This window comes from Kaistella chaponensis, assembly GCF_900156725.1.
Taxonomy (GTDB): domain Bacteria; phylum Bacteroidota; class Bacteroidia; order Flavobacteriales; family Weeksellaceae; genus Kaistella; species Kaistella chaponensis.
The window spans coordinates 11,925-29,774 of sequence record NZ_FTOI01000004.1; the positions used below are offsets into that span (position 1 = coordinate 11,925).

Annotated in this window: 19 protein-coding genes; 11 read left to right on the plus strand and 8 right to left on the minus strand. The window is 34.9% G+C overall.

Features of this window, described 5'->3' with window-relative positions; all coding sequences use genetic code 11:
- Window positions 1-67: 67 nt before the first annotated feature.
- Window positions 68-1,207, minus strand: a complete 1,140-nt coding sequence (locus tag BW932_RS05080) for a serine hydrolase domain-containing protein (RefSeq protein WP_084566447.1) — start codon at window positions 1,205-1,207, stop codon at window positions 68-70.
- 104 nt (window positions 1,208-1,311) lie between these two features.
- The gene (locus BW932_RS05085) at window positions 1,312-2,853 is read right to left on the minus strand and encodes a glycine--tRNA ligase (RefSeq protein ID WP_076386049.1); all 1,542 of its coding nucleotides are present in this window, start codon (window positions 2,851-2,853) and stop codon (window positions 1,312-1,314) included.
- A 205-nt stretch (window positions 2,854-3,058) separates the two neighbouring features.
- Between BW932_RS05085 and BW932_RS05090 the strand changes: the two genes are divergently transcribed.
- Entirely contained in the window at window positions 3,059-4,066 is a 1,008-nt protein-coding gene (locus BW932_RS05090; RefSeq protein ID WP_076386051.1) for a quinone-dependent dihydroorotate dehydrogenase, read from the plus strand.
- A 7-nt stretch (window positions 4,067-4,073) separates the two neighbouring features.
- On the opposite strand, the gene BW932_RS05095 is transcribed toward BW932_RS05090, so the two are convergent.
- From BW932_RS05095 to BW932_RS05105, 3 genes are read right to left on the minus strand one after another with little or no spacing between them, the layout of a single operon-like run.
- Window positions 4,074-4,373 (minus strand): type II toxin-antitoxin system RelE/ParE family toxin, encoded by a 300-nt coding sequence (locus tag BW932_RS05095; protein ID WP_076386053.1) that lies wholly within the window; start codon window positions 4,371-4,373, stop codon window positions 4,074-4,076.
- Window position 4,374: 1 nt separating this feature from the next.
- Complete coding sequence (locus BW932_RS05100; RefSeq protein WP_076386536.1) at window positions 4,375-4,617, minus strand: type II toxin-antitoxin system ParD family antitoxin; 243 nt, start codon at window positions 4,615-4,617, stop codon at window positions 4,375-4,377.
- Window positions 4,618-4,667: 50 nt separating this feature from the next.
- Window positions 4,668-5,915, minus strand: coding sequence for a DUF445 domain-containing protein (locus BW932_RS05105; RefSeq protein WP_076386055.1), 1,248 nt, complete (start codon window positions 5,913-5,915; stop codon window positions 4,668-4,670).
- Window positions 5,916-6,149: 234 nt separating this feature from the next.
- Between BW932_RS05105 and msrB the strand changes: the two genes are divergently transcribed.
- Together msrB and BW932_RS05115 are read left to right on the plus strand one after the other, a co-directional pair.
- The gene (gene msrB, locus BW932_RS05110; protein WP_076386538.1) at window positions 6,150-6,665 is read left to right on the plus strand and encodes a peptide-methionine (R)-S-oxide reductase MsrB; all 516 of its coding nucleotides are present in this window, start codon (window positions 6,150-6,152) and stop codon (window positions 6,663-6,665) included.
- A gap of 89 nt (window positions 6,666-6,754) precedes the next feature.
- Complete coding sequence (locus BW932_RS05115; RefSeq protein WP_076386540.1) at window positions 6,755-6,937, plus strand: CPXCG motif-containing cysteine-rich protein; 183 nt, start codon at window positions 6,755-6,757, stop codon at window positions 6,935-6,937.
- A 212-nt stretch (window positions 6,938-7,149) separates the two neighbouring features.
- Here the strand turns inward: BW932_RS05115 and BW932_RS05125 are convergent, their stop codons facing one another.
- Together BW932_RS05125 and BW932_RS05130 are read right to left on the minus strand one after the other, a co-directional pair.
- A complete protein-coding gene (locus tag BW932_RS05125; protein WP_143745506.1) occupies window positions 7,150-7,659 on the minus strand; it encodes a hypothetical protein in 510 nt (169 codons plus the stop codon).
- 121 nt (window positions 7,660-7,780) lie between these two features.
- On the minus strand, window positions 7,781-10,447 hold the full coding sequence (locus BW932_RS05130; RefSeq protein WP_084566449.1) for a TonB-dependent receptor domain-containing protein: 2,667 nt from the start codon (window positions 10,445-10,447) through the stop codon (window positions 7,781-7,783).
- A 583-nt stretch (window positions 10,448-11,030) separates the two neighbouring features.
- Here BW932_RS05130 and BW932_RS05140 point away from each other — a divergent pair.
- Window positions 11,031-11,792 carry a murein L,D-transpeptidase catalytic domain family protein gene (locus tag BW932_RS05140; RefSeq protein ID WP_076386063.1) on the plus strand — a complete coding sequence of 254 codons (762 nt, stop codon included), beginning with the start codon at window positions 11,031-11,033 and terminating at the stop codon, window positions 11,790-11,792.
- A gap of 45 nt (window positions 11,793-11,837) precedes the next feature.
- On the opposite strand, the gene BW932_RS05145 is transcribed toward BW932_RS05140, so the two are convergent.
- On the minus strand, window positions 11,838-12,653 hold the full coding sequence (locus BW932_RS05145) for a GLPGLI family protein (RefSeq protein ID WP_076386065.1): 816 nt from the start codon (window positions 12,651-12,653) through the stop codon (window positions 11,838-11,840).
- A gap of 147 nt (window positions 12,654-12,800) precedes the next feature.
- On the opposite strand from BW932_RS05145, the gene BW932_RS05150 reads away from it, so the two are divergent.
- The 7 genes from BW932_RS05150 to sufD are packed head-to-tail and all read left to right on the plus strand — an operon-like array spanning window position 12,801 to window position 17,839.
- A complete protein-coding gene (locus BW932_RS05150) occupies window positions 12,801-13,130 on the plus strand; it encodes a HesB/IscA family protein (protein ID WP_076386067.1) in 330 nt (109 codons plus the stop codon).
- Between the two features lie 32 nt (window positions 13,131-13,162).
- The gene (gene sufB, locus BW932_RS05155) at window positions 13,163-14,620 is read left to right on the plus strand and encodes a Fe-S cluster assembly protein SufB (RefSeq protein WP_076386069.1); all 1,458 of its coding nucleotides are present in this window, start codon (window positions 13,163-13,165) and stop codon (window positions 14,618-14,620) included.
- Window positions 14,621-14,650: 30 nt separating this feature from the next.
- Complete coding sequence (locus BW932_RS05160) at window positions 14,651-14,863, plus strand: DUF2281 domain-containing protein (protein ID WP_076386071.1); 213 nt, start codon at window positions 14,651-14,653, stop codon at window positions 14,861-14,863.
- Complete coding sequence (locus BW932_RS05165) at window positions 14,853-15,242, plus strand: type II toxin-antitoxin system VapC family toxin (protein ID WP_076386073.1); 390 nt, start codon at window positions 14,853-14,855, stop codon at window positions 15,240-15,242. The genes BW932_RS05160 and BW932_RS05165 overlap by 11 nt, the downstream gene beginning before the upstream one ends.
- A gap of 46 nt (window positions 15,243-15,288) precedes the next feature.
- On the plus strand, window positions 15,289-16,032 hold the full coding sequence (sufC, locus tag BW932_RS05170) for a Fe-S cluster assembly ATPase SufC (protein ID WP_076386075.1): 744 nt from the start codon (window positions 15,289-15,291) through the stop codon (window positions 16,030-16,032).
- A gap of 30 nt (window positions 16,033-16,062) precedes the next feature.
- Window positions 16,063-16,467: a four helix bundle protein gene (locus tag BW932_RS05175; protein WP_076386077.1), complete on the plus strand. Its 405-nt coding sequence runs from the start codon at window positions 16,063-16,065 to the stop codon at window positions 16,465-16,467.
- A gap of 52 nt (window positions 16,468-16,519) precedes the next feature.
- Window positions 16,520-17,839 carry a Fe-S cluster assembly protein SufD gene (gene sufD, locus BW932_RS05180; protein WP_076386079.1) on the plus strand — a complete coding sequence of 440 codons (1,320 nt, stop codon included), beginning with the start codon at window positions 16,520-16,522 and terminating at the stop codon, window positions 17,837-17,839.
- Window positions 17,840-17,850: the final 11 nt, after the last annotated feature.

The following is a 17,850-nucleotide window of genomic DNA, read 5'->3' on the forward strand; positions in this document are numbered from 1 at the left end:
GAAATTTAAATTGAATAATCTGTATAAATAGACATTTAGAAAAATAGAAAAAGACGATTTAAGAAGTTTATTTAAAGTTTTCTACCACTTCATTTACTAAAAACGCAACTTGTTTTGGTCTTCCTTTTTCATCTGTTGGCTGATCTTTGAACGTTCCGGTCCGTACAATGACGATGTTTTTTTCTGGAATGACGATAATGTATTGTCCGTATAATCCCCAGAAATAGTAATGTTTGTTGGCAGCGTCATTATTGATCCAAATTCCCATTCCATAAGCACCTTTTGATAGTGAGGTCGGAGTTCGCATTTCATCAATGAATTTAGAATTAAGGATTTGTAAATCTCCAACCTTTCCATCATTTAGGATAAGTTGTCCCAATTTTGCAAAATCCCGCGAGTTGGAATGAATGCAGCAAAAAGTTTTTTCCATCTTGAAATCATCGGTGCTCCAATTAGCGTTTTGTTCCATTCCGAGAGGTTTCCAGAATTTTTCTGATGCATATTCGGAAAGGGTTTTGTTCATCGACTTTCTTAGCGCAAAACCTAATAGTTGCGTCGCACCACTTTGGTATTCAAATTTACTTCCTGGTTCATCTTTGAAACCTCGAAGGAAAACCGCTTCTTCCAAAGATTTTCCATAATAGGCTTTTGCATTTTGAAGGAAGGGATTTTTGTAATCTTCTGTCCAGTTTAAACCCGCTTCCATTTTGGCTAAATCACCGATTGTTAAATGATTTCCCAATTCAACATTCGCATAATTTCCAAAGAAATCCGAATATTTTTGACTTAAACTTAGTATTTTTTTTTCTTCAAGAGCTTTTCCGAGCAACATCACCGTTACACCTTTTGCCATAGAAAAGGAATTGGTTTTCGATTGCTCATTAAAGCCATCCCAATATTGTTCATGAAGCAATTTTCCGTTTTTAATGATGACAAAAGAAGCGGTTTTTGAAAGTTTCAAATCCTCGACTAAAGTTTTAGGTAGAGGTTTTTTATTGTACGAAGAATCTTTAACCCACGGAATTGAATTTCCTTTTGCAATCGTATGAGACTTGAAATAAGATCCGTCGTCTATTGTAGAACCTGTTTCTCCACGCAGATAAGTTTCTCGAATGCCATTGAATAAATAATCATATCCAAACATATAAGCCAACGCAATGAGTGCAGCCATTCCAACTAATAGTCCTTTCAAAGTTTTTTCTATCATGCTAAACTGTTTCCTACAAATTTAGAATTATTAATGGAAATTCCTTCAAATAAAATAGTCCCGGATTGCTCCAGAACTTTTCAGTAAATATTTTTTTTGCAATCTTAAATCTTCGAAAGTAAATTGCGGAAATTTGTTTTTTCGTCGATAATTCTTCTCAAATCTGCAACAGCAACTCGCTCTTGTTTCATCGTGTCTCTGTCTCTCAAAGTTACGGTATTGTCGGTTAAAGAATCGTGGTCAATCGTGATGCAGAAAGGTGTTCCGATTGCATCTTGTCTTCTGTATCTTTTTCCGATGCTGTCTTTATCTTCATAAATCATGTTGAAATCGTATTTCAAATCATTGAAGATTTTCTCGCCATATTCTCCTAAACCATCTTTTTTCATTAATGGTAAAATTGCTGCTTTTACAGGCGCCAAAGCTGGAGGAAGCGAAAGAACTGTTCTTTCGGAACCGTCTTCTAAAACTTCATCTTTCAAAGAGTTAGAGAAAATTGCCAAAAATAAACGGTCTAATCCAACCGAAGTTTCTACGACATAAGGAACGTAATTTTCATTTCTTTCCGCATCGAAATACTGTAATTTTCTACCAGAATGTTTTTCGTGCGCGCTTAAATCAAAATCGGTTCTGGAGTGAATTCCTTCCAGTTCTTTAAATCCAAATGGGAATTTAAATTCAATATCTGCCGCAGCATTTGCGTAATGCGCCAGTTTTTCGTGATCGTGAAATTTATAATTTTCTGCACCTAAACCTAAAGCCAAATGCCAATTCAAACGTTTTTCTTTCCAGGTTTCATAAAATCCTAATTCTGTTCCGGGTGGGACAAAATACTGCATTTCCATTTGTTCAAATTCTCTCATTCTGAAAATAAACTGTCTCGCAACAATCTCATTTCTAAAGGCTTTTCCGATTTGCGCAATTCCGAATGGTAATTTCTGACGCGAAGTTTTCTGAACATTTAAAAAGTTCACAAAAATTCCCTGCGCTGTTTCTGGTCGCAAATATAAATCGGTTGCAGTATCTGCAGAAGCTCCGAGTTTTGTTCCGAACATCAAATTGAACTGTCGAACATCGGTCCAGTTTTTAGAACCAGTGTCTGGATCAGCGATTTCCAGTTCTTCAATCAAAGCTTTTACATCGGCAAGATCTTCTTTTTCAAGAGATTGTGCCATTCTCGAAAGGATCGTTTTTTGCTTTTCTCGATATTCTAGAACGCGTGGATTCGTGTTTTCAAATTCATTTTTATCGAAAGCATCACCAAATCTTTTGGCCGCTTTTTCTATTTCTTTTTGGGCTTTTTCTTCTAATTTGGCGCAGTAATCTTCAATTAAAACATCGGCTCTGAAACGTTTTTTCGAATCTTTATTATCGATCAAAGGATCATTAAAAGCATCGACGTGACCGGAAGCTTTCCAAATAGTGGGATGCATAAAAATTGCAGAATCGATGCCGACAATATTGTCATTCAGCTGCACCATTGCTTTCCACCAATATTGTTTGATGTTGTTTTTCAGTTCCGCCCCATTTTGTCCGTAATCGTAAATCGCGGAAAGACCGTCGTAAATTTCACTTGAAGGAAAAATAAAACCATATTCTTTCGCGTGTGAGATCAATTTTTTGAAAACATCTTCCTGTTTAGCCATCTTTTTTAGAATTTATGCAAAAATAGGGAAATTTATTCTATTTTTTAGGAGCCGGGAACCTGCTTTCCGCTATATCTTTTGTGTGTCGGTCTCCTCTTCGTTCCGACCGTCACACAAAAGGATGCCGCGTCAATCAGGGCTATGAAATTTAGTTTTGAAATAAAAATCTCGTTATAATTCATTAAATTTGTCAAACTTTTCTCCGATGTACAAATCCTTTATTCGTCCGATTCTTTTCAAATTTGATCCCGAAGAAGTTCATTATTTTACTTTTTCAGTTCTCAAGAAATTTCCTTTTTTAACAAAAATTTTCCTTCCAAAACCCATTGAAGACAAAAGATTGGAGCGTGAAGTTTTTGGTTTAAAATTTAAAAATCCAGTTGGTTTAGCTGCCGGTTTTGATAAAGATGCGAAAATGTTCCACGAACTTTCTGATCTGGGATTTGGATTTGTAGAAATAGGAACATTAACCCCAAAAGCACAAGACGGAAATCCGAAAAAAAGACTGTTCCGCCTGAAAGAAGATTCCGCAATTATCAACCGAATGGGTTTCAACAATGGTGGAGTAGATGCAGCGGTAGAACGTTTGAAGAAAAATAAAAATGTGCTCATCGGTGGAAATATTGGTAAAAATAAAGTCACGCCGAACGAAGATGCAGTCAATGATTATATCATCTGTTTTGAAAAATTATTCGATCATGTGGATTATTTTGTGGTGAATGTAAGTTCTCCAAACACACCAAATCTTCGGGAACTTCAGGATAAAGAACCTTTAACCAAATTGTTGGGAACTTTACAGGAAATCAATTCAAAAAAAGAAAAACCGAAACCTATTCTTTTAAAAATAGCACCGGATTTAAGTGATGATCAGCTTTTAGATATTATTGATATCATAAAAGAGACGAAAATTGCGGGTGTCATTGCTACAAATACCACACTTTCGCGGGAAAATTTAAGTTCAGAAAATAAAAAAGAAACAGGTGGACTTTCCGGAAAACCATTAACCAAACGTTCCACAGAAGTCATCCGATTTCTCTCCGAAAAAAGTGGAAAAGCATTCCCAATCATCGGTGTGGGTGGAATTCATTCAGCAGAAGATGCCTTAGAAAAACTCGAAGCAGGCGCAAGTTTGGTGCAGCTTTATACGGGTTTTATATACGAAGGACCGGAATTGATTAGGGAGATTAATGTAAAGTTACTGGAGAATTTATAACGTAATTTTATTCCCGAAATCTATTTTTCAAATCTACATTTCCACTTAAGATTCTAATGATCAAAATTTCATTTGGATATAAAATTTTATAAAAAATGAGGTGTTTTTTTGCAACAAATCCTAAAATCCCCAAATCAAGTTCGTCATATTTTTTGCCGATCGTAGGGTTTTCTGCAAGTATTTCGCAGTAGGAAATTAAATCAAGATAATAGAGATCGGCTTGGTTTTCTGAAAATTGTGCGCAACTGTAATCCCAAATTTCGGATAAATCGGTAATTGCCTTATTGGTGAGGGAATATTCTCCCATTTTATTTTTTATTGGCTTTCAAAAAAGCGAGGTGTTTCTTGGCATCGAAATTTTCAGAAATGCCACTATCAATTCCTTCTTTAATCGCAGTTTTCAAGATTTTTATTTTTTGCTCTTCTTCTTCCAAAAGGCGTAAACCAGCTCGAATTACTTCACTGGCATTCTTATATCGACCTTCCGAGATGCTTCCATCAACAAAATTTTCAAAATAATCTCCTAAAGATACTGAGGTATTTCGACCCATAATTTTAGATTTAAAATCAAAGTTACCAATTTTTGGTAATTCGAGCAACTTTACTTTATGAAAAATTCTGTCACCGTATAAATAATCAATCCCACAAAACCACCGACAATCGTTCCGTTTACGCGGATAAATTGCAAATCTTTCCCAACTTCTAATTCCAATTTTTCGGAAAGTTCTTTTCCTTCCCAGTTTCCAACCGTAGAACTGATTAAAGCGCCGAATTGATGCGTGTTTTTGAGAATATATTTATAAGCTGTTACGCGAACCCAATTATCAATTTTATTTTGAAATTTCTCGTCGGTTTTTAAATTCTCAGAGAGTTCCGCAAGATTTTTTCGGAGGTAATTTTTCAAGGCTGAATGTTCTTCTTCTAACTCTTTCGACAATGATTTTTTGATGGAATTCCAAATGTCTGTAGAATATTGCTGAATTTTTTCTTCTTTCAAAAAGTCATTTTTAATAGTCCGAAATTCTTCAACCCATTTTTCTTCGGTTTGAATTTCCTTTGAAAACTCATATAATTTCTGTGTAATTTCTGCTCGTAATGAATGGTTTTCGTCTAATTCTACTTCTTCAAAATAATTGGAAAGTCCTTTCGTAATTTTCTCCGCAATTCCGTCATCTACAAATTTCGGAATTAAGAAAAAACTTTCACTTTTTACGCGCTCTTTCACCATTTTCTGGTTATTCAAAACATATTCTTTGATCTGTTTGGAAAGATTGGTGATGAATCTCTGATGGTCATTTTTGTCTAAAACATAATCCAGTCCGTTGCCGATAATCTCGTTAATTTTCACATCATCGGTCATTTCTTTTGCCTTTTTGCCTATGAAATTCACAACTTCCGTATCATCCAGTTTATTCAGAATGTTTAAAACGATATTGGATAATTCTTTCATTAAATTTTCCTGATTCCGCTCTTTCGACAACCAATCTCCCACGAAATTGGAGATTTTAAGTTTTTGAATGTACGGACGAATATTTTGTGGAGAGAGAAAATTTTCTACCACGAAATTCCCCAGATTATCGCCAATTCTCTCTTTGCTGTTTTCAATTAAATTGGTGTGTGGAATTCTGATTCCAAGCGGATAATGAAAAAGTGCCGTCACTGCAAACCAATCAGCCAAAGCTCCGACCATCGCAGCTTCGGAAAACGCACGGATATAACCGATCCAATGCGCAGGATTTTTCTTTTCTAAAATCGTCATCACTACGAATATAACTGCCATTAAAACAAAAAGTCCGGTGGCAAACATTTTATAATTCCGTAGCTGAATTTTTTTTTCTTCGTCGGTCATCTGGTAAATATTGAGCGTGAAATTTTTGTGGCTGTTAAATTACAAAAAAGTAAAAGGTAAATTGCAGGAACATGGCAAACCTTTTGTTGCTAAAAATCGTATTTTATTTTGTATTTTACCTCTTTAAAGGTGAAAATTGAACTCCAATTTTTCTGTAATACAATTTCTGAGATACCATTTAAATTAAAATGTATGAAACCATTTATTTTAGTACTTTTCTGCCTCTCTATGCAGATGTGTTCCCAAGTAAAACAACCCGTCAAATCTAACGCTATTAAAAATTCAAGCTCAATGGAAAATTCAAGTTCAAAAAAAGAAAATCCCTATTACTCCCGAACTGACCGTACAAAACTCAATGTTCCGAATTCGGAATGGAAAAAAATACTGGATCCCGAAGTTTATGCAGTGGCGCGCGAAGCTGATACAGAAAGACCTGGAACCGGTAAATACAATCAGTTTGATGAATTGGGAGAATATTACTGCGTTGTTTGCGGAAATCATTTGTTCCGTTCAGATTCTAAATTTTCTTCAACTTGCGGTTGGCCAAGTTTTTTCGAAGCCGATAAAGAAGGCGTTTCTTACAAAAGAGATTCCACCTACGGAATGGAACGTACAGAAGTTCTATGTAAAAGATGTGATTCGCATTTAGGACACGTTTTCAATGACGGACCACCTCCAACTGGAACCCGTTTTTGTATGAATTCTGTAAGTTTGGATTTCCAACCGGATGCTAAAACAGCTGAAAAATAACAATTCTTTTAAAATAAAAATTGCTCACTGTCAATTTTCATTGGGTAATTTTTATGAAGCAAATAAGTTCAACCATTAATTCTTTGAGCATGTTAGAACATTTTTATACTTGTCCCTATTGTTGGGAAGAAATTTCCGCTCTTTTGGATCCGTCTATTTCTAATCAAACCTACATCGAAGACTGCGAAGTTTGCTGCAATCCTATAGAATTGCAGGTGATTTTTGATAGGGAAGAACTGATCGGATTTGAAGCGCGAGATATTGAGCAATAAAATTTCTTAAAAAAGGACCAAGTTTAAAGAATTTTGGAAATTAAAAGTTCCTATTTTTCTGTGCAGAAAATCAAATAAATCTTTAAGTATATTTTTATTTACGGTTCCGATCTCATCAATGAGTTTCCTGATTTTGCGAGGTGGACCAGATGCGATAACAAAAAAATGCAGCCATTTAAGCTGCATTTTTTTAGGTCAAAATTGAATATTATTTACGATAATGGAGCTCCTACCTGCAAGTCACATCGATGATGAGGTTCACCGTGAGCGGGATTTAGCGCGGGTTTCGGTCCTGTTGCTTGTGGCACTGAAACGGCTGTTGGAGCAGGATTTGGCATTGACGGTGAAATCGGATTCGTATTAAAATTGGGATTATTGGCTTGTGTTTGCGGAGCAGTAATTTGTGGCGCAGGAGCTTTTTGAGGCGCACTGTCAATCGGCGCTCCTACAGCAATATCGCAACGGTGAAATGGTTGTCCATGAGCAGGATTTAACGCTGGTTTTGCTGGAGATTTTACTGTTTGAGGTTCATTCGGTTTGGCTGCGACAGCATTTGAAGGAATAACTTCAACTGTTTCCGCAGTTGGTATTTTATCATTGCTCACTTCAACTTGAACAGAATCAGAACCTGCAGTTTTTTGGTTTTCCACCGTATTCGTTTGCTTTTTTTCGCAAGACATTAGAAGCGCTGCCGAAATTATTATTAAAGGTAAACTTTTCATATGTAGATTTTTATTGTTTTTTATTTGTCATATGCAATCGCTTATCTTCATGGGTATTTGTGTTTCCAAACCAATCATGGCGATTTCATATTTTCTATTTTTTCAAAAGTAAGGAATTTTATTAAAACTTAAAATCAAGACCTACATATATATTTGCACCCATGATCGGAGCGTAAACCATTCCCGCATCGAAATAATTCCCGAAAGGATTTTGCGCATCAATAATCGGATTATTTTGCATGGATCCTGTGAGATTTTCACCACCGACATAAGCGCGAATGTTTTTATTAAAGTTTCTTGCAATCTGGGCATTAAGCGTTACGTAACTTTTCGAATATTCCGGTAACTGGTATTCTGTAGGATTAGAATTTAGATTCGGAAGTTTTTGTTGACCAATGAGTTGAAGGGTAGAATCAAAACTCCAGAAAGCATCTTTCGCTGTTTTTTCGGTAGAATAAGACGCATTGAAAAATCCTCTGTTTTTTGCCATAAATGGAATTTGTCTTTGTCCACCCATGAAGTCGGCTTCAACATCATAATATTTGTAAGCCAATCGCAATTCTAAATTTTTCAGAGGAATTACATCCAATTGGGTTTGAAAACTGTTGGCGAAAGATTTTCCATTTAGGTTATAGAAAATCAATTTTTGAGGAGAAATATCTAAATCTGCCAAAACCTGATCCTGAAAATCAGTTCTGAAAAAGTCTGCGACCAAACTTGCTTTTCGATTAAATAATTTGAATTCCTGTTGCAAACTTGCGCCATAATTCCAGGCGATTTCTGGTTTTAAACCATAAATTTTACCGCCGTTTCCTAAAATTTCAATTTGTCTGTTAGATCCGAAATATTGCTGACTTTCGGCAAAAACATTGGCTGTTCGAAAACCTCTTCCTGCAGAAAGCCGAAGAATCGTTTTGGGTGAAAGATCATATTTAAAATTAACTCTTGGTGTGAATTGTGTTCCTGCCAAATTGTGAAAATCTGTTCTGGCTCCTGCAACCAAAGTGTATTTCACGCCTGTTAAAGTGTATTCGAAAAATAATCCAGGAACGGTTTCTGTTCGTTTGTAATTTTCAGTCAGATAATCCTCATCATATTTGTCGTATAAAAAACTGGCGCCGGTTTTGAATTTGTTATTCGTATTTCCAATAATACTTTCAAATATTAAATTGGAATAAAAGGTATTTTGATTCCCGAAGTAATTTCTCGGCCCAAAAAAGCTATCTTGTTGATAAGTGGTAAACTGATTCATCCAACCAATGCTTTGGTAAGGTTTATCTTTGAAAATATAGCCGATTTTATTCCAAATTTCAAAGCGGGAAAGATTAATTCCAACTCCATACGCGCTTTGTTGAGTCTGATCTATTTTTTTATCAAAATCGGTTTGTCCACCAAATCGCTCATCTTTTACAAAACTAATTCCGAAATGTGAACCTAATCCAGAGTGTTCTAAGTCGTTATAATTCAATAAATAAGCTGCGTTTATTTGATTTCCTGTTGGTTGATCCAGAAAGCCATCATTATTGGAATCTGTTTTTCCTAAAGTCGCATTTCCGTGCAATAAAACCGATTGAGTCCAATGGTCGTTTAAATTTGAGGTAGAAGTCATGTTGGTTTCAAATCTTCCGTTGACATCTGCAAAAACATTGAGCGCTGTTTCTGGTTTTTCACCAGTTTTTAAGAGTTCTGTATTGATTTGTCCGGTAATGCTTTCGTAGCCATTCACAACGGTACTTCCACCTTTTGTTAACTGAATTCCGCCAATCCATCTTCCTGGAATTAAATTTAAACCAAAAGGTGACGCCAAACCACGAATGGAAGGCAAAAGTTCTTTGGTTAATGCGGTGTATTTTTGATCCAACCCGAGCATTTTCAATTGTTTCGTTCCTGTTACTGCATTGGTAAAGGAAACATCGACGGTTGCGTTGGTTTCAAAACTTTCAGATAAATTGCAACACGCCGCTTTTAATAATTCTTTGCTGTTGATATTAAAGGTTAAACCAACTTCTTTTTTATTCAAAGCAGTTGGATCTAATAATTTGGTGACGCGAACTTCCTCAATTGATTTTTCATGTTGATCTTGGTTGGAAGAAATATCGTTTTTTGGCGTGGGATTTTCGTCTGAATGAACCAAATCACTTTTCACCCCAAAAGGTAAAGTTCGGTCGTAAAGACAACAACTGGGTAGATTTTTGTAAACATCCTCTTGCGCAAGATATTTTTCATTGTCGTGACCAACTTCTGCAATTTTTTTCAGAATTACATCGGCAGAGGTTTTTGCTGGATTAAAATTTAATGTTACAATTTGCGTTTCAGCATCCCAAACTGAAGAATCTGCACCAGCAATTTCGGCGGCTTTTTCTATTCTGGCTTTACAAGAACTGCAGTTACCACGAACAAAAAATTGATTTTCTTTTATAATGGGTTGTTCTGAAATTGTTTTTTTCAGGAATGAAGGTTCTCTTTCGTAATGACAACAAGGCGGTAATTTTTCGTAAACAGAATTATCTGCTTTGTATTTTTCGTTGTCGTGACCAGCTTCTGCAATGTTTTTTAAAATTTGATCTGCGGAAACTTTTGTGGAATCAAATTCCATTTCCAGTTTTTGAGAATCAGCATTCCAGCTTGCTGTTTTAGCACCAGATTTTTTAGCGGTGGTTTCTATTCTTTCTTTACACATCGAACAATCACCTTTAACCAAGAAAGTTGCTTTTGAAATGCTTTGTGCAAATAGAAAAGAGCTCGTTAATAGAATAGAAAGTACAAGACTTTTAAATAAAATTTTCATTTTTTTACATAAGTTTAATGACAGTAAGTATTGCCAAAAGAACATTCTTTTGGCTGTTATTTAAGGTATTAACTTATTTTTGGCGGTTGCCAAATGTTTTGAAATGAAAAAGAAAAGTAGGGATTGGAGTAATCCGAATTTGTTTTTTTATCTGAAAAATGCGGTTTTAAAACCGAATTAAATTCTGGGGTAAGATAATTCATTACAAAATGAACAGAACAAGAATGACACTTGTTGCAGTCATCTCCACAATTATTTTTTTCAGACTTGTTTTTTGATGAGGTAGAATGGCAAGAAGAAGTTTTTTCTTTTTTACAACATTCATTTTTAGGAGAATTTTGTTCGCAACATTCCGTAGAACTTTGAGCATAAATCATCTGTTTGGGAAGGATAAAAATTCCTAATCCCAAAACAATAAAAAATATTTTAAAAGTTCTCGACATTCTTTTGCAAAATTACTAAAATTTTTTTAATAAAAAGGATGTTAATTATTCCTAAATAAAGTTAAAAAATGGGGATTCAATCAGTTGATAACGAATTAATTGTATTTTTGCCGCACCAAAATCATTTAACATAATATCGAATGAATAAATTCTTTTTAACATTAATATCTGTTTTTTTAGTTTCCACGTCTTTTTACAAACCTGAACTGAAAACCAATAACACTGAAAAATATGTAAAAGTTGAACCCACAAAATTAAAATCAAAAATAGAAAAGAAATCCTCGGCAATTCTTGCGGAAGAACTTTACAAATCCATTGGTTTTGAAAATTTCAATAAACTCAATTTTGAAGTATTTTATAAAGCCTATTTAGGTTTTGAAAAGTTAAAAAAAGCGGGTGAATTGCCTTTAAAATCACACTTATTGACGGTTTGTGATTTCTCTTTATCTTCAGTAGAAAAGAGACTTTGGGTCATTGATGTCGCTCAAAAGCAAGTTCTTTTTAATTCATTGGTTGCGCACGGAAAAAATACAGGAGAAGAATTTGCTCAAAAATTTTCGAATACAGAAAGTTCTTATCAAACCAGCCTCGGTTTTTATATTACAGAAGGTACTTATCAAGGAAATAATGGGTATTCGCTGAAATTATTAGGAATGGATTCTGGGTACAATGATGCAGCCTTGAAGCGAGCAATCGTAATGCATGGTGCGGATTATGTAAATGAAAACTTTGCTAGAACTCAACATCGAATTGGGCGAAGTTGGGGTTGTCCCGCAGTTCCAAGAGAATTGGCAGAGCCGATTATCAATACCATTAAAGGAAAAAATTGTCTTTTTATTTATTATCCAGACCATCAATATTTGTCGAGTTCGAAATGGCTGAAAACCGACGATAATAGCTGATAAAAAATCCCGGTCAGCGATTCGCAACCGGGATTATTCTGTTATTTATTGAAGTTCTATGGGGTTGTTGTTTTTCTTTGCTTCGTCTTTCAGGCGTTCTTCCATTTGTTTTCGTTGATTGGGATCGGTGTTACGCATGGGTCCGTTTCCTCGCCCAGAACTCATCGAAGCTTGCATAAATGAGACTGGATCTTTTTTGAACAACGCATTTTGCTTCTCAAAATCTTTTCTTTTAAGTTTTATCAAATTACCGGTGAGGTTAAAAGTCTGCACTTCTGCTATCTTTTTAGTTTCCTTTAGATCAAATGAGTAATCGCCTTTAGAATCTTCTACTTTTATAATCAAACCTGGAAGACCCGAAAACTTGTAAGGTCCATCTTGAAACGGAATTTCTGTTGTAAACCAAGCGTACCAAGTTCTTCCTGCAAAATTTGTTTCTGCTTTTTGGGTTTTGTATTCTCCGATTTTTGCAGTTTCTGGGAGGATTTTCCAATCCATTGGACGATCTTCATCGTAGGAATATTGCTCTCTCGCAATTCGTGTCTGAACGGTTTTAACACCAGTTTTGCTATTTTTTTCAATTGTGAAATCAATATTTGAACGCAGATTTTGCATTTGGGTTCGATCAAAATTAAAACTTCCGGTTTGGCGCGCTCTTCCCAAGATAGAATCTCGTTTTACTCTATTTGCACCGTAAAAAATTGATTTTTCGGGATTGATATCCAAATAGGCATTCTCAGTTTTTACGTCATTTCGATTGGTAGAATCTATTTTCATCGAAACCTGATACAAGAAACGGGTCGCTTGAGCAAAAAACAGTTGAGAAGCTAGACCCAACAATAAAATACTGATTTTTTTCATAAAAGTTGATTTAAGGTATTGATTCTTAATGGGGAAAAAAGTTAAATTCTTCGTCTATAAAGCAGATAGATAAATATACAGCTACAAATTTGATTTTCATGATATTATTAGTAATTTTGCAATCTAAATTCATTCTAAATAAAAACAATGATAAAAGTAAGCGATCACGCAAAAGAAAAAGCCATTCAGTTAATGACTGAAGACGGTTTCAAACCTTTTGAAGATTTTATAAGAGTCGGCGTTAAAAGCGGCGGATGTTCTGGTTTAGAATATGTTCTGAAATTTGATAATGAAAAAACAGATTCCGATCAGGTTTTTGAGGACAATGGAATTAAAATCGTTATCGATAAAAAATCCATCCTCTATTTAGCAGGAACAATTTTAGAATTCTCTGGAGGTTTGAACGGGAAAGGTTTCGTTTTTAATAATCCGAATGCAAACAGAACTTGCGGTTGTGGAGAAAGTTTTTCTCTTTAATCGAAAAGAGTAATGTGTAAAATTTAAAATTTATGGCAACTGTTACAAAATATACTGAAGACGATCTAAGAGTCGATCTGGAAAATAAAAAGTACGAATACGGTTTTACAACGGATATTGAGTACGACGATTTCCCAATTGGCTTGAATGAAGAAGTTGTGAAAATGATTTCTGCGAAAAAAGAAGAACCAGAATGGATGACCGAATGGCGCTTGGAATCGTTCCGTATTTGGCAAAAAATGGAAGAACCGGAGTGGGCAAATGTGAAATATGAAAAGCCAGATTTTCAGGCAATTCGGTATTATGCAGCACCAAAAGTAAAACCGGAACTCGCCAGTTTAGATGAAGTGGATCCGGAATTACTGAAAACTTTTGCAAAACTCGGCATCAATATCGAGGAGCAAAAAAGATTATCCGGCGTTGCAATGGATATCGTAATTGACTCAGTTTCAGTAAAAACCACCTTCCAAAAAACATTAAAAGAAAAAGGAATTATTTTCTGCGCAATTTCCGAAGCGATTCGGGATTATCCGGAATTGGTTCGCAAATATATCGGGAAAGTCGTTCCCAGAGGCGATAATTATTATGCCGCTTTAAATTCAGCGGTTTTTTCAGACGGGAGTTTCTGTTATATTCCAAAAGGCATAAAATGTCCGATGGAACTTTCAACCTACTTTAGAATCAACCAATCTGGAAGTGGGCAATTTGAAAGAACTTTACTCATCGCAGATGAAGGAAGTTATGTTTCTTACCTCGAAGGTTGTACTGCTCCTGCAAGAGATGAAAATCAATTGCACGCAGCTGTGGTAGAACTTTTCGCCATGGATGATGCAGAAATTAAATATTCAACCGTTCAGAATTGGTATCCTGGAGACGCTGAAGGAAAGGGTGGAGTTTTCAATTTCGTAACAAAACGCGGAATTTGTGAGAAAAATGCAAAAATTTCCTGGACTCAGGTTGAGACCGGTTCGTCCGTAACCTGGAAATATCCAAGCTGTATTTTGAAAGGAGACAATTCGGTGGGAGAATTTTATTCCATCGCCGTAACCAATCATCATCAATATGCGGATACGGGAACGAAAATGATTCACATCGGGAAAAATACAAAATCAACCATTATTTCTAAAGGGATCTCCGCCGGAAAATCCAATAATTCTTACCGTGGTTTGGTAAAAGTAATGCCTTCTGCAAAAGGAGCGCGAAACTTTTCACAATGTGATTCTTTATTGATGGGTAATGAATGTGGTGCACACACTTTTCCCTACATAGAAATCAAAGATCCAACTGCACAATTGGAACATGAAGCCACTACTTCAAAAATCGGAGAAGATCAGATTTTCTATTGCAACCAAAGAGGAATCAGCACCGAAAAAGCAATTGCCTTGATCGTAAATGGTTTCGGAAAAGAAGTTTTAAATAAATTACCGATGGAATTCGCCATCGAAGCACAGAAATTATTAGAAATATCTTTGGAAGGAAGTGTTGGTTAGTTTTTTTGTAATTTTAGAAAAATTTTAGAAATGGAAAATACAATTTTAATTAATAAAATAAAAATTCTGCCTAATTCTTTAAAGGAAGAGGTAAATGATTTTATTGATTTTTTGTTATCTAAGAAAAATAAAAAATCAACAAAAACAATAGAGTCTTTTTCTGGAATTTGGTCTAAAGAAGAATCAAAAGAATTTGAAAATATTATTAAAAAAGGAACAGAAAATATAGACAATGAGTGGTAATTTGTTAGATACAAACATTATCATTGATTGGTTTCGAGGAGATGAAAAGACCATTTCATTTTTGAATAACTTCGATTTCGAAATTCCGGTAATAGTAATTGGAGAATTGTTTTATGGTGCTGAAAATTCTTCAAAAAAAGAGAAGCATTTTGAACAGATCAAGAGTTTTATTAAAGAAGTTTCTATTATTAATTCAACAAACGAAACGGCTAAAATTTATGCTTCTATTAAATCACAGCTAAAGCAAGAAGGTAAACCAATTCCAGAAAATGATATTTGGATTGCTGCAATAGCTATTGAAAACAATAAATCCTTAGTCACAAATGATCAACATTTTACATTGATTAAGGGCTTGAAAATCATTAATTTAAAACAATAAAATATAAAGTTTCAGAACTTGAAACCTGTAACCGAAGCATACTATTATGTTACAAATCAATAACCTACACGCCAAAATCGAAGATGGCACAGAAATTTTAAAAGGGATTAACCTTCAAATAAATCCAGGCGAAGTTCATGCGATCATGGGACCAAACGGAGCCGGAAAATCAACACTCGCTTCAATCGTTGCGGGTAAAGAAGAATACGAAGTTACGGCCGGAGAAATTCTTTTCGAAGGAAAAGACATCATCGAAGATGCGCCGGAAGAAAGAGCGCACCAAGGAATTTTCCTTTCGTTTCAATATCCGGTAGAAATTCCTGGAGTTACCGTAACCAACTTCATCAAAGCAGCCATCAACGAAAACCGAAAAGCAAAAGGTTTAGAAAATATGCCGGCAAAAGAAATGTTGGCTTTGGTGAAAGAAAACTCCGAAAAACTCAGCATCAAAAGAGATTTCCTTAACCGTTCGTTGAACCAAGGATTTTCTGGAGGGGAGAAAAAACGAAACGAAATTTTCCAGATGATGATGCTCGATCCTAAATTGGCAATTCTAGATGAAACCGATTCTGGATTAGATATCGATGCATTGAGAATTGTTGCAGACGGTGTGAATTCTTTCCGAAATGAAGGAAATGCAGTTTTGTTGATCACGCATTACCAAAGACTTTTAGACTATATTCAGCCAGATTTTGTTCATGTTTTAGCAGACGGAAAAATCATCAAAACCGGTGATAAATCACTCGCTTTAGAATTAGAAGATAAAGGATACGATTGGCTGCTTAATTAATTTGAAATTTGATGTTTGAAATTTGATATTATGTCAACGATAAAAAACTTCGAAGATTTAGAGATTTGGCAAAAATCAAGAATTCTTTGTCAAAATATCGACAAGTATTGTCTTAAAAATAATAAATTTCAAAAACATGATCAAAATCAAATCGATCGATCTTCTGCTTCTGTGATGGATAATATTGCTGAAGGTTTGGAAAGAGAGGGTAACAAAGAATTTGTAAATTTTCTTACCATGTCGAAAGGTTCAGTAGGTGAAGTTCGCTCTCAATTAATTAGAGCATTTGATCGAAATTATCTTGATGAAAGTACTTTTTTAACTCTTAAAGATGATGCAATCAATATTTCGAAAATGCTGTCAGGATTTATCAATTATCTGAAAAACTCAGAACACAAAGGCAATAAATTTAATAGGAATAAAGAAAATGAATGATGTCTGAGCATAAAAATTTCGGATATCAAATTTCAAATATCAAATATAAATAATGGCTTTATTAGAAAATATACAAACCAACCACGCAACTTTTTTAGAAAATTTGAGCCATCGTTTCCTCGATGAACAAAGAAAATGTTCCCTTCAAAAATTTGAAGAAAAAGGCTTTCCAACTAAAAAAGACGAAGAATATAAATACACGAACTTAAGAGAAATCACAGAGAAGAATTATAATTTCTTCCCGAAAGAAGCACATCATATTTCAAAAGAACAAATCGCAGAACTGCATTTAGGCGAAGAACATTTCGACTGGATTGTTTTTGTGAATGGACAACTTCATAAAGAATTATCAAAAATTTCTATTGAAAATGTAGAATTGTTATCGTTCAATTTTGCCCTAAATGACCCAAAACACAAAGATGTTTTCGATCAGTATTTCAATAAAATTGTGGATGAAAATTTAGCCTTCACCAATTTGAATACGGCGTATTGCAAAATGGGATTTTTCTTGAAAGTTCCAAAAAATGTGGTCATCGAAAAACCGATTCACGTTTTCTATATCTCTCAAAATCAGGACGAAAATACCATTTATAACACCCGAAATTTGCTCATCGCAGAAGAAGGTTCCAAAATTGAAGTCATTGAAAGTCACCATAATTTTGATGAAACTTTTGTCCTTACCAATTCGGTAACCGAGATCTTTACGCATCAAAATGCAAAAGCAGATTGGCATAAAATCCAGAACGACAGCAACAGTTCTTACCTAATTGATCACACTTTTGCGAAACAGGAACGCGATAGTTTAACCACCGTGAACACCTTTTCTTTTGGTGGAAAATTGGTGAGAAATAATTTAGATTTCATTCATAACGGCGAGAATATCAACTCTTTTATGAACGGAATCACCATTATCAATGATGAACAGTTGGTCGATCATCACACCGCAGTTCATCACAAAACGCCACATTGCGAGAGTTACCAAAACTACAAAGGAATTTACAAAGGAAAATCCCACGGAGTTTTCAACGGTAAAGTTTTCGTGGATAAAATTGCTCAAAAAACCAATGCTTATCAACAAAATAACAATATTTTGCTCGATGAAGGTGCGTCGATTGACACCAAACCACAGCTCGAAATTTTTGCAGATGATGTGAAATGTTCTCACGGTTGTACAGTTGGACAATTGAATGAAGATGCGCTGTTTTACCTTCGTGCACGTGGAATTTCCAAACAAAAAGCGATGGGAATGTTGCTTTTCGCCTTTGCAAATGACGCCATGGAAAACATTGATATCGAACCACTAAAAGTGAAAATTTCGAAACTTATTGCAGAAAAATTAGAAGTAGATATTTCCTTTGAAGAGATTTTTTAGGGCGACAAATT

What these genes read in the sequence shown, in the direction of transcription:
- BW932_RS05100 (WP_076386536.1), bottom strand. Translation starts at nt 4,617, where the DNA reads ATGGGTCGAAATACCTCAGTATCTTTAGGAGATTATTTTGAAAATTTT.
- BW932_RS05125 (WP_143745506.1), bottom strand. Translation starts at nt 7,659, where the DNA reads ATGAAAAGTTTACCTTTAATAATAATTTCGGCAGCGCTTCTAATGTCT.
- BW932_RS05165 (WP_076386073.1), top strand. Translation starts at nt 14,853, where the DNA reads ATGAGTGGTAATTTGTTAGATACAAACATTATCATTGATTGGTTTCGA.
- BW932_RS05175 (WP_076386077.1), top strand. Translation starts at nt 16,063, where the DNA reads ATGTCAACGATAAAAAACTTCGAAGATTTAGAGATTTGGCAAAAATCA.
- BW932_RS05080 (WP_084566447.1), bottom strand. Translation starts at nt 1,207, where the DNA reads ATGATAGAAAAAACTTTGAAAGGACTATTAGTTGGAATGGCTGCACTC.
- BW932_RS05095 (WP_076386053.1), bottom strand. Translation starts at nt 4,373, where the DNA reads ATGGGAGAATATTCCCTCACCAATAAGGCAATTACCGATTTATCCGAA.
- BW932_RS05130 (WP_084566449.1), bottom strand. Translation starts at nt 10,447, where the DNA reads ATGAAAATTTTATTTAAAAGTCTTGTACTTTCTATTCTATTAACGAGC.
- BW932_RS05115 (WP_076386540.1), top strand. Translation starts at nt 6,755, where the DNA reads ATGTTAGAACATTTTTATACTTGTCCCTATTGTTGGGAAGAAATTTCC.
- msrB (WP_076386538.1), top strand. Translation starts at nt 6,150, where the DNA reads ATGTGTTCCCAAGTAAAACAACCCGTCAAATCTAACGCTATTAAAAAT.
- BW932_RS05160 (WP_076386071.1), top strand. Translation starts at nt 14,651, where the DNA reads ATGGAAAATACAATTTTAATTAATAAAATAAAAATTCTGCCTAATTCT.
- sufD (WP_076386079.1), top strand. Translation starts at nt 16,520, where the DNA reads ATGGCTTTATTAGAAAATATACAAACCAACCACGCAACTTTTTTAGAA.
- sufB (WP_076386069.1), top strand. Translation starts at nt 13,163, where the DNA reads ATGGCAACTGTTACAAAATATACTGAAGACGATCTAAGAGTCGATCTG.
- BW932_RS05090 (WP_076386051.1), top strand. Translation starts at nt 3,059, where the DNA reads ATGTACAAATCCTTTATTCGTCCGATTCTTTTCAAATTTGATCCCGAA.
- BW932_RS05105 (WP_076386055.1), bottom strand. Translation starts at nt 5,915, where the DNA reads ATGACCGACGAAGAAAAAAAAATTCAGCTACGGAATTATAAAATGTTT.
- BW932_RS05085 (WP_076386049.1), bottom strand. Translation starts at nt 2,853, where the DNA reads ATGGCTAAACAGGAAGATGTTTTCAAAAAATTGATCTCACACGCGAAA.
- BW932_RS05150 (WP_076386067.1), top strand. Translation starts at nt 12,801, where the DNA reads ATGATAAAAGTAAGCGATCACGCAAAAGAAAAAGCCATTCAGTTAATG.
- sufC (WP_076386075.1), top strand. Translation starts at nt 15,289, where the DNA reads ATGTTACAAATCAATAACCTACACGCCAAAATCGAAGATGGCACAGAA.
- BW932_RS05145 (WP_076386065.1), bottom strand. Translation starts at nt 12,653, where the DNA reads ATGAAAAAAATCAGTATTTTATTGTTGGGTCTAGCTTCTCAACTGTTT.
- BW932_RS05140 (WP_076386063.1), top strand. Translation starts at nt 11,031, where the DNA reads ATGAATAAATTCTTTTTAACATTAATATCTGTTTTTTTAGTTTCCACG.